The organism is Enterobacter sp. K16B (assembly GCF_020216105.1).
Taxonomy (GTDB): domain Bacteria; phylum Pseudomonadota; class Gammaproteobacteria; order Enterobacterales; family Enterobacteriaceae; genus Enterobacter; species Enterobacter sichuanensis.
Genome location: NZ_JAIWJZ010000126.1, coordinates 1 through 8033 on the forward strand (window position 1 = coordinate 1; position 8033 = coordinate 8033).

The 8033-nt window shown below is 55.2% G+C and carries 7 protein-coding genes and 1 pseudogene; 6 read left to right on the forward strand and 2 right to left on the reverse strand.

All coding sequences use genetic code 11. From position 1 onward, the window contains the following. The 6 genes from rbsD to rbsR form a co-directional block, all read left to right on the forward strand. A partial coding sequence (gene rbsD, locus LDK53_RS19785; protein WP_225287877.1) for a D-ribose pyranase occupies positions 1–290 on the forward strand: 290 nt, incomplete at its 5' end. Positions 291–297: 7 nt separating this feature from the next. After that, positions 298–1803, forward strand: a complete 1506-nt coding sequence (rbsA, locus tag LDK53_RS19790; RefSeq protein WP_045285351.1) for a ribose ABC transporter ATP-binding protein RbsA — start codon at positions 298–300, stop codon at positions 1801–1803. Between the two features lie 4 nt (positions 1804–1807). Further along, on the forward strand, positions 1808–2773 hold the full coding sequence (gene rbsC, locus LDK53_RS19795; protein WP_025756950.1) for a ribose ABC transporter permease: 966 nt from the start codon (positions 1808–1810) through the stop codon (positions 2771–2773). A 27-nt stretch (positions 2774–2800) separates the two neighbouring features. Further along, positions 2801–3691, forward strand: coding sequence for a ribose ABC transporter substrate-binding protein RbsB (rbsB, locus tag LDK53_RS19800; protein ID WP_013099394.1), 891 nt, complete (start codon positions 2801–2803; stop codon positions 3689–3691). Positions 3692–3797: 106 nt separating this feature from the next. Further along, on the forward strand, positions 3798–4727 hold the full coding sequence (gene rbsK, locus LDK53_RS19805) for a ribokinase (protein WP_225287878.1): 930 nt from the start codon (positions 3798–3800) through the stop codon (positions 4725–4727). Between the two features lie 3 nt (positions 4728–4730). Then, entirely contained in the window at positions 4731–5723 is a 993-nt protein-coding gene (gene rbsR / locus LDK53_RS19810) for a ribose operon transcriptional repressor RbsR (protein ID WP_025756948.1), read from the forward strand. On the opposite strand, the gene mdtD is transcribed toward rbsR, so the two are convergent. Both mdtD and LDK53_RS19820 read right to left on the reverse strand, forming a co-directional pair. Next, positions 5689–7122 (reverse strand): multidrug transporter subunit MdtD, encoded by a 1434-nt coding sequence (gene mdtD / locus LDK53_RS19815; protein WP_025756947.1) that lies wholly within the window; start codon positions 7120–7122, stop codon positions 5689–5691. The two genes, rbsR and mdtD, sit on opposite strands and share 35 nt — an antisense overlap. Beyond that, a pseudogene (locus LDK53_RS19820) lies at positions 7119–7825 on the reverse strand (FadR/GntR family transcriptional regulator). The gene mdtD and the pseudogene LDK53_RS19820 overlap by 4 nt, the downstream one beginning before the upstream one ends. Positions 7826–8033: the final 208 nt, after the last annotated feature.

Here is an 8033-nt window from a genome sequence, read left to right on the forward strand (position 1 = left end):
TAACCCAGGGCGTGCCCTCGTTTATGCAGGTACTGGATGTTGTGACCGCGGAGATGCAGGTTGAGGCAGCCATTCTCGCCGCGGAAATCAAACAACATAATCCGCAACTCCACGAAACGTTGCTCAGTCACCTTGAGCAGCTGCAACAACACCAGGGAAACACCATAGAAATTCGTTACACAACGCACGAACAATTTAAACAACAAACCGCAGACAGTCAGGCGGTGATTCGCAGCGGGGAGTGTTCCCCGTATGCGAATATTATTCTCTGTGCTGGTGTCACCTTCTGAGGCCATCATGGACGCATTACTGCAACTCAAAGGGATCGATAAATCGTTCCCGGGCGTAAAAGCCCTCTCCGGTGCGGCGCTGAATGTCTACCCCGGGCGCGTGATGGCGCTGGTGGGTGAGAACGGCGCCGGCAAATCCACCATGATGAAAGTGCTGACCGGTATCTATCAACGCGATGCCGGTTCACTCATCTGGCTGGGTAAAGAGACCACCTTCAACGGCCCGAAATCCTCCCAGGAAGCCGGTATCGGTATCATTCACCAGGAACTGAACCTGATCCCGCAGCTTACCATTGCGGAGAACATCTTCCTTGGCCGTGAATTTGTGAACCGGTTTGGCAAAATCGACTGGAAAACCATGTATGCCGAAGCGGACAAACTGCTGGCGAAGCTGAACCTGCGCTTTAAGAGCGACCGTCTGGTCGGCGATCTCTCTATCGGCGATCAGCAGATGGTGGAAATCGCGAAGGTGCTGAGCTTTGAGTCGAAGGTCATCATTATGGATGAGCCGACCGACGCCCTGACGGATACCGAAACCGAATCCCTGTTCCGCGTCATCCGCGAGCTGAAATCGCAGGGCCGCGGGATTGTCTATATTTCTCACCGCATGAAAGAGATCTTCGAGATTTGCGATGACGTTACCGTCTTTCGCGACGGGCAGTTTATTGCCGAGCGCGAAGTGGCCACGCTGACCGAAGATACGCTCATCGAAATGATGGTGGGACGCAAACTTGAAGATCAATACCCGCACCTGGATAAAGCGCCGGGCGAGATCCGCCTGAAGGTGGACAATCTCTGCGGTCCGGGTGTGAACGACGTGACCTTTACCCTGCGCCAGGGCGAGATCCTGGGCGTGGCGGGCCTGATGGGCGCCGGCCGTACCGAGCTGATGAAAGTGCTTTACGGCGCGCTGCCGCGCACCAGCGGGTATGTCACTCTCGACGGTCGTGAAGTGGTGACCCGTTCGCCGCAGGATGGCCTCGCGAACGGCATCGTCTATATCTCCGAAGACCGCAAGCGCGACGGCTTAGTGCTCGGCATGTCGGTGAAAGAGAACATGTCGCTTACCGCGCTGCGCTATTTCAGCCATAGCGGCGGTACGCTGAAACATAAAGACGAACAGCAGGCGGTCAGCGATTTTATCCGTCTCTTTAACGTCAAAACCCCGTCGATGGAGCAGGCCATCGGCCTGTTGTCCGGCGGGAACCAGCAGAAAGTGGCGATTGCGCGCGGGCTGATGACGCGCCCGAAAGTGTTGATCCTTGACGAGCCGACCCGCGGCGTAGACGTGGGGGCGAAGAAAGAGATCTATCAACTGATTAACCAGTTCAAGGCCGACGGGCTGAGCATCATTCTGGTCTCTTCCGAGATGCCAGAAGTATTAGGCATGAGCGATCGCATTATCGTCATGCATGAAGGGCATCTCGGCGGTGAATTCACTCGCGAGCAGGCCACCCAGGAAGTTCTGATGGCTGCCGCTGTGGGCAAGCTTAATCGCGTGAATCAGGAGTAAGAAGATGACTACCCAGGCTGTCTCTGGTCGCCGTTATTTCACAAAGGCATGGCTGATGGAACAAAAATCGCTGATTGCCCTGCTGGTGCTGATCGCGATTGTGTCGACCATGAGCCCGAACTTTTTCACCGTTAATAACCTGTTCAACATTCTGCAGCAGACCTCCGTGAACGCCATTATGGCGGTCGGGATGACGCTGGTGATTTTGACCTCAGGGATCGATCTGTCCGTCGGTTCCTTGCTGGCGCTCACCGGTGCGATCGCCGCTTCCCTTGTCGGAATTGAAGTCAATGCGCTGGTGGCCGTGGCGGCAGCGCTGGCGGCAGGGGCGGCAATTGGTGCCGTGACCGGCGTGATTGTGGCGAAAGGCCGCGTCCAGGCGTTCATCGCGACGCTGGTGATGATGCTGCTGCTGCGCGGTGTGACCATGGTTTATACCAACGGCAGTCCGGTGAACACCGGTTTTACTGATAATGCCGATCTGTTTGGCTGGTTCGGTATTGGTCGTCCGCTGGGTATCCCTACTCCGGTCTGGATCATGGCTATCGTCTTCCTGGCGGCGTGGTACATGCTGCATCACACTCGTCTGGGTCGTTATATCTATGCCCTGGGCGGTAACGAGGCGGCAACGCGTCTGTCCGGGATTAGCGTGAATAAAGTCAAAGTTATCGTTTACTCCCTGTGTGGTCTGCTGGCTTCTCTGGCGGGTATCATCGAAGTGGCGCGCCTCTCCTCCGCGCAGCCAACGGCGGGGACGGGTTATGAGCTGGATGCCATTGCGGCAGTGGTGCTGGGCGGTACGAGTCTTGCGGGCGGTAAAGGTCGCATTGTTGGGACATTGATCGGCGCACTGATTCTTGGTTTCCTGAATAATGGTTTGAATTTGTTAGGTGTTTCCTCCTATTACCAGATGATCGTTAAGGCAGTGGTGATTTTGCTGGCGGTACTGGTAGACAACAAAAAACAGTAACTGACGACACTACAGGACATCTTAGATATGAACATGAAAAAACTGGCTACCCTGGTTTCTGCTGTCGCGCTGAGCGCAACCGTAAGTGCTAACGCCATGGCGAAAGACACCATCGCGCTGGTTATCTCCACGCTGAACAACCCGTTCTTTGTCTCCCTGAAGGATGGCGCGCAGAAAGAAGCAGATAAACTGGGTTACAACCTGGTGGTGCTGGATTCCCAGAACAACCCGGCGAAAGAGCTGGCTAACGTTCAGGACTTAACCGTTCGCGGCACCAAAATCCTGCTGATCAACCCAACCGATTCTGACGCCGTCGGTAACGCCGTTAAGATGGCAAACCAGGCGAAAATCCCGGTGATCACCCTGGACCGTCAGGCAACCAAAGGTGACGTGGTGAGCCATATCGCGTCTGACAACGTGCTGGGCGGTAAAATCGCCGGTGACTACATTGCGAAGAAAGCCGGTGAAGGCGCGAAAGTGATCGAACTGCAGGGGATTGCCGGTACGTCTGCCGCCCGCGAGCGCGGCGAAGGCTTCCAGCAGGCGGTGGCAGCGCATAAATTCAACGTACTGGCCAGCCAGCCAGCTGACTTCGACCGTACTAAAGGTCTGAACGTCATGCAGAACCTGCTGACCGCCCACCCTGACGTGCAGGCTGTGTTCGCACAGAACGACGAAATGGCGCTGGGCGCGCTGCGTGCCCTGCAGACTGCCGGTAAATCTGATGTGATGGTTGTCGGATTTGACGGCACGCCGGATGGTGAAAAAGCGGTAAATGATGGCAAACTGGCTGCAACCATCGCTCAGCTGCCTGAGCAGATTGGCGCGACTGGCGTGCAGACTGCTGACAAAGTGCTGAAGGGCGAAAAAGTTCAGGCCAAATACCCTGTTGACCTGAAACTGGTTATTAAGCAGTAAAAGGCGATTCAGGCAGTCGCTGGCTGCCTGAGGGACACCAATAAAGAAAAGTGTGGCATACGCCACCGGGTAACTCCGGTGGCGCTCTCAGATGGACAACCCAACCATGAAAACCGCAGGCAACCTCGTCGTCCTTGGCAGTATCAATGCCGATCACATTCTTAACCTTGAATCATTCCCGACGCCGGGCGAAACCGTCACCGGTAACCAGTATCAGGTGGCATTTGGCGGTAAAGGTGCAAACCAGGCCGTTGCTGCGGGGCGCAGTGGGGCGAATATCGCGTTTATCGCCTGCACGGGTGATGACGATACCGGCGAGCGTGTCCGCAAGCAGCTGGCAGGCGATAACATCGATATCGCGCCAGTGAGCGTAGTTGCTGGGGAATCTACCGGTGTGGCGCTGATTTTCGTCAACGCAGAAGGTGAGAATGTCATCGGTATTCATGCTGGCGCTAACGCTGCATTAACCACTGAGCGTGTTGAGGCGCAACGTGAGCGTATCGCAAATGCTGAAGCGTTACTGATGCAGCTGGAATCGCCGGTCGAAAGCGTCCTGGCGGCCGCTAGAATAGCGCATGAAAATCATACCACTGTCGTACTTAATCCTGCGCCTGCCCGTGTATTATCAGACGAATTGCTGGCGCTGGTGGACATCATCACACCCAACGAAACTGAAGCCGAAAAACTGACGGGCATTCGTGTTGAAAATGATGACGATGCAACGCGTGCCGCGCAGGCGCTGCACGACAAAGGCATTGGTACCGTGATTATCACCCTCGGCAGCCGTGGGGTGTGGGCAAGCGTAAACGGCGAAGGCCGTCGCGTGCCGGGCTTTAAGGTGAAAGCGATTGATACCATCGCGGCGGGAGATACCTTCAATGGTGCACTGGTGACCGCGCTGCTGGAAGGCAAAAACCTGGATGATGCGATCCGCTTCGCACATGCTGCCGCGGCTATCGCCGTTACGCGCAAAGGTGCCCAGCCTTCCGTTCCGTGGCGTAAAGAGATCGATGAATTCTTAAGTCAGCAGGGGTAACGCTTGGCCACAATGAAAGATGTCGCCCGCCTGGCGGGCGTTTCTACGTCGACAGTCTCTCACGTGATTAATAACGATCGCTTCGTCAGCGAGGCGATTCGGGAGAAAGTCGACGCTGCCATTAAAGAGCTAAACTATGCGCCGTCGGCGCTGGCGCGCAGCCTCAAGCTGAACCAGACGCGTACCATCGGTATGCTGATCACCGCCAGTACCAACCCCTTTTATTCTGAACTGGTTCGCGGCGTGGAGCGCAGCTGCTTCGAGCGTGGCTACAGTCTGGTGCTGTGTAATACCGAAGGGGACGAGCAGCGCATGAACCGTAATCTGGAAACGCTAATGCAAAAACGCGTCGACGGGTTACTATTGCTCTGTACCGAAACGCATCAGCCCTCGAAAGAGATCATTCAGCGCTACCCTTCTATCCCTACGGTGATGATGGACTGGGCGCCGTTCGACGGCACCAGCGATCTTATTCAGGATAACTCTCTGCTGGGGGGCGACATGGCCACCCAGTATCTGATCGATAAAGGCCATACCCGCATTGCCTGCATTACCGGTCCCCTGGACAAAACCCCCGCGCGTTTGCGTCTGGAGGGGTATCTTGCCGCAATGGCGCGGGCGGGGCTTTCTGTTCCTGAAGGCTACCGTATTACCGGTGATTTTGAATTTCACGGCGGCTTCGAGGCGATGCAGACATTGCTGGCGCAAGCCCAGCGCCCGCAGGCGGTCTTTATTGGTAACGATGCCATGGCATTTGGGGCCTATAAGGCGTTGTACCAGGCGGGACTGCGTGTTCCGGACGATATGGCGATAATAGGCTACGATGATATCGAACTGGCCAGCTATATGACTCCCCCGCTGACCACGATCCATCAGCCGAAGGATGAACTGGGTGAACTGGCCATCGATGTGTTGATCCACCGGATGGCACAGCCCACACTGCAGCAGCAACGTCTGCAGCTTACTCCTGTTCTGATGGAACGGGGTTCGGTTTAGACTTTGTTTTGTGGCGTTCTTTGATCAGGTTGCGTCCGTCTTTCGGTTTTAACAGCATAAAGACCAGCGCCGAAACCACGGTAAGCGCACCCATGGTAATAAAGGTATAGTGGAACTGCTCAACGGTGTTCGCGCTGTCAAAACCTTCATAAAACCGCAGTACCGCTGCACTCACGGCAACCCCTAAACTGATCGACAGCTGTTGCGTTACGGCCAGCACGCTGTTGCCGCTGCTGGCGTTCTCGTCAGTCAGATCGGCAAGGGTGATGGTGTTCATCGACGTGAACTGCGTTGACATCGCCATGCCCAGTACAAACAGCGGCAGGATCAACATCCAGACGGGAAGAGAAGCGGATTGCAGCGAGAACTGCGCAATCATCAGGCCGATAAAGACCGTCACACCAACCAGCGTCTTACGATAGCCAAACCAGCGCAGCACTTGCGTAACGGTTGATTTTGCCAGAATCGAGCCCATTGCCGTGGGTGCCATCATGCAGCCAGCAATCAGAGCCGGGTAGCCGAAACCGACCTGGAGCATCAGTGGCATCAGGAACGGTACGCAACCCGTCCCCAGGCGCGAGGCAATGTTGCCCGCGATCCCGACGGAAAATGTTCGGGTGTTAAAGAGCCCCAGGGAGATTAACGGTGTCGGGTGGCGGCGCGCATGACGTATATAGAGAAGAAACAGCAGAACGCCGGCGAGAATAACGGAGAGTGCAATCCACGTTGCCACAATCTTCTCACCAAACAGCTCCATCCCGCTGGAGAAGAGCACCAGGCTCAGGCCAAACAGGAAAAAACCACCCATATCGAAACTGCGTCTTGGCGTGGTGAAGTTCGGCATATATTTGCGGGCATACAGCAGCCCCGCAACGCCAATCGGAATATTAATCAGGAAGATCCAGTGCCAGCTGGCCCATGTGACAAACACGCCGCCGAGCACCGGACCAAGTATGGGACCGACCAGGCCCGGCATGGTGACAAAATTGAGCACGGGCAGCAGTTCACTTCGAGGGTAGGCTCGCAGCAAGGCAAGGCGTGCCACTGGCATCATCATCGCGCCGCCAATACCCTGCAATACGCGGAAGATCACCAGCTCTGTTAAGGATGTGGAGAGTGCACAGGCCAGAGAGCCGAGCGTAAACAGCGTCACGGCCAGCATGAAAACTCTGCGGGTGCCGAAGCGGTCGGCCAGCCAGCCGCTTACCGGGATCAACATCGCAACCGTCAGGGTGTAGCTGATGATGGCGGACTGCATTGCCAGTGGGGAACGGTTGAGGCTTTGCGCAATAGCGGGAAGCGCGGTGTTGAGGATGGTGGCATCCAGTGCCTGCATAAAAAACGCCATGGCTGCAATCCACGGCAATCCGGCCATGCTGCGCGCTTTTTTCTTCGTCATTTATTTACCTGCTGGTGGGTTGGTGCGGCCAGTAATGCCTGACACGCACTCAGGGCTTGCTGCCCGTCGCTTTCCTGAATGGCATCCACTATGCCTGATGCAGATCCAGTTTTACCACTTCGTCCTGGGTAATAGAGGTAAAGTAAGTGTGGTACACCGAATGGAATAAAGAAGCAAAAGAGGTGAGGAACGGATTGGCGCTCATCATATAGATATGTTCATGCCAGGCCATATCGACCTCAACCCAGCGTTCGCGGTTGAAGTTTTTTTTCAGGAACACCATCTCTTCCATCAACGCGTTAAGCTGCGCTTTCTGCTCAGCCGTGCCAAGCGTGGCGGCAAGCAGACATGCCTGAGGTTCAAGGCTACTGCGCATTACCAGAAAGTGATCGATCACCTGATGAAAGTTGTCTTCCGTCATCCACCAGGAAAGCAGCTCCTGATCGAGAAAATTCCAGTTACTTTGTGGCATCACGCGTGTGCCAATACGAGGGCGTGGAAGCACCATACCTTTTGCCGTCAGGGTTTTCACCGCTTCGCGCACGGCGGTACGGCTTACCCCAAACTGCTCACCCAGCTCCATTTCACCCGGCAGGATGCTTCCCGGGGCATATTTACCCGCTAAAATCCGCTGAGCCAGCTTTTCGGCCAGCACATAAGAGAGGTTTTTTTGGGCGGCCAGCTGTTGCGCGCTTAATGGCATCGCTTTTATTCCTTAAAGATTCATGCTGATAATTATGCCATCTCGAATGTGATTGTGGTTGCAGATACATCAAATAGAACAATTTGTAGCTTGATTTCACCTCTGTTGGTGAAAAAAAACACGGATGGAAACTTTTTTTAAATTTCCTCTTGTCACGTCAGAATAACTCCCTATAATGCGCCTCCACTGACACGGAACAACGGCACAC

Excerpts from the sequence above, each read along its gene's own strand:
- rbsK (WP_225287878.1), top strand. The coding sequence starts at position 3,798 with ATGAAAACCGCAGGCAACCTCGTCGTCCTTGGCAGTATCAATGCCGAT.
- rbsB (WP_013099394.1), top strand. The coding sequence starts at position 2,801 with ATGAACATGAAAAAACTGGCTACCCTGGTTTCTGCTGTCGCGCTGAGC.
- rbsA (WP_045285351.1), top strand. The coding sequence starts at position 298 with ATGGACGCATTACTGCAACTCAAAGGGATCGATAAATCGTTCCCGGGC.
- rbsC (WP_025756950.1), top strand. The coding sequence starts at position 1,808 with ATGACTACCCAGGCTGTCTCTGGTCGCCGTTATTTCACAAAGGCATGG.
- mdtD (WP_025756947.1), bottom strand. The coding sequence starts at position 7,122 with ATGACGAAGAAAAAAGCGCGCAGCATGGCCGGATTGCCGTGGATTGCA.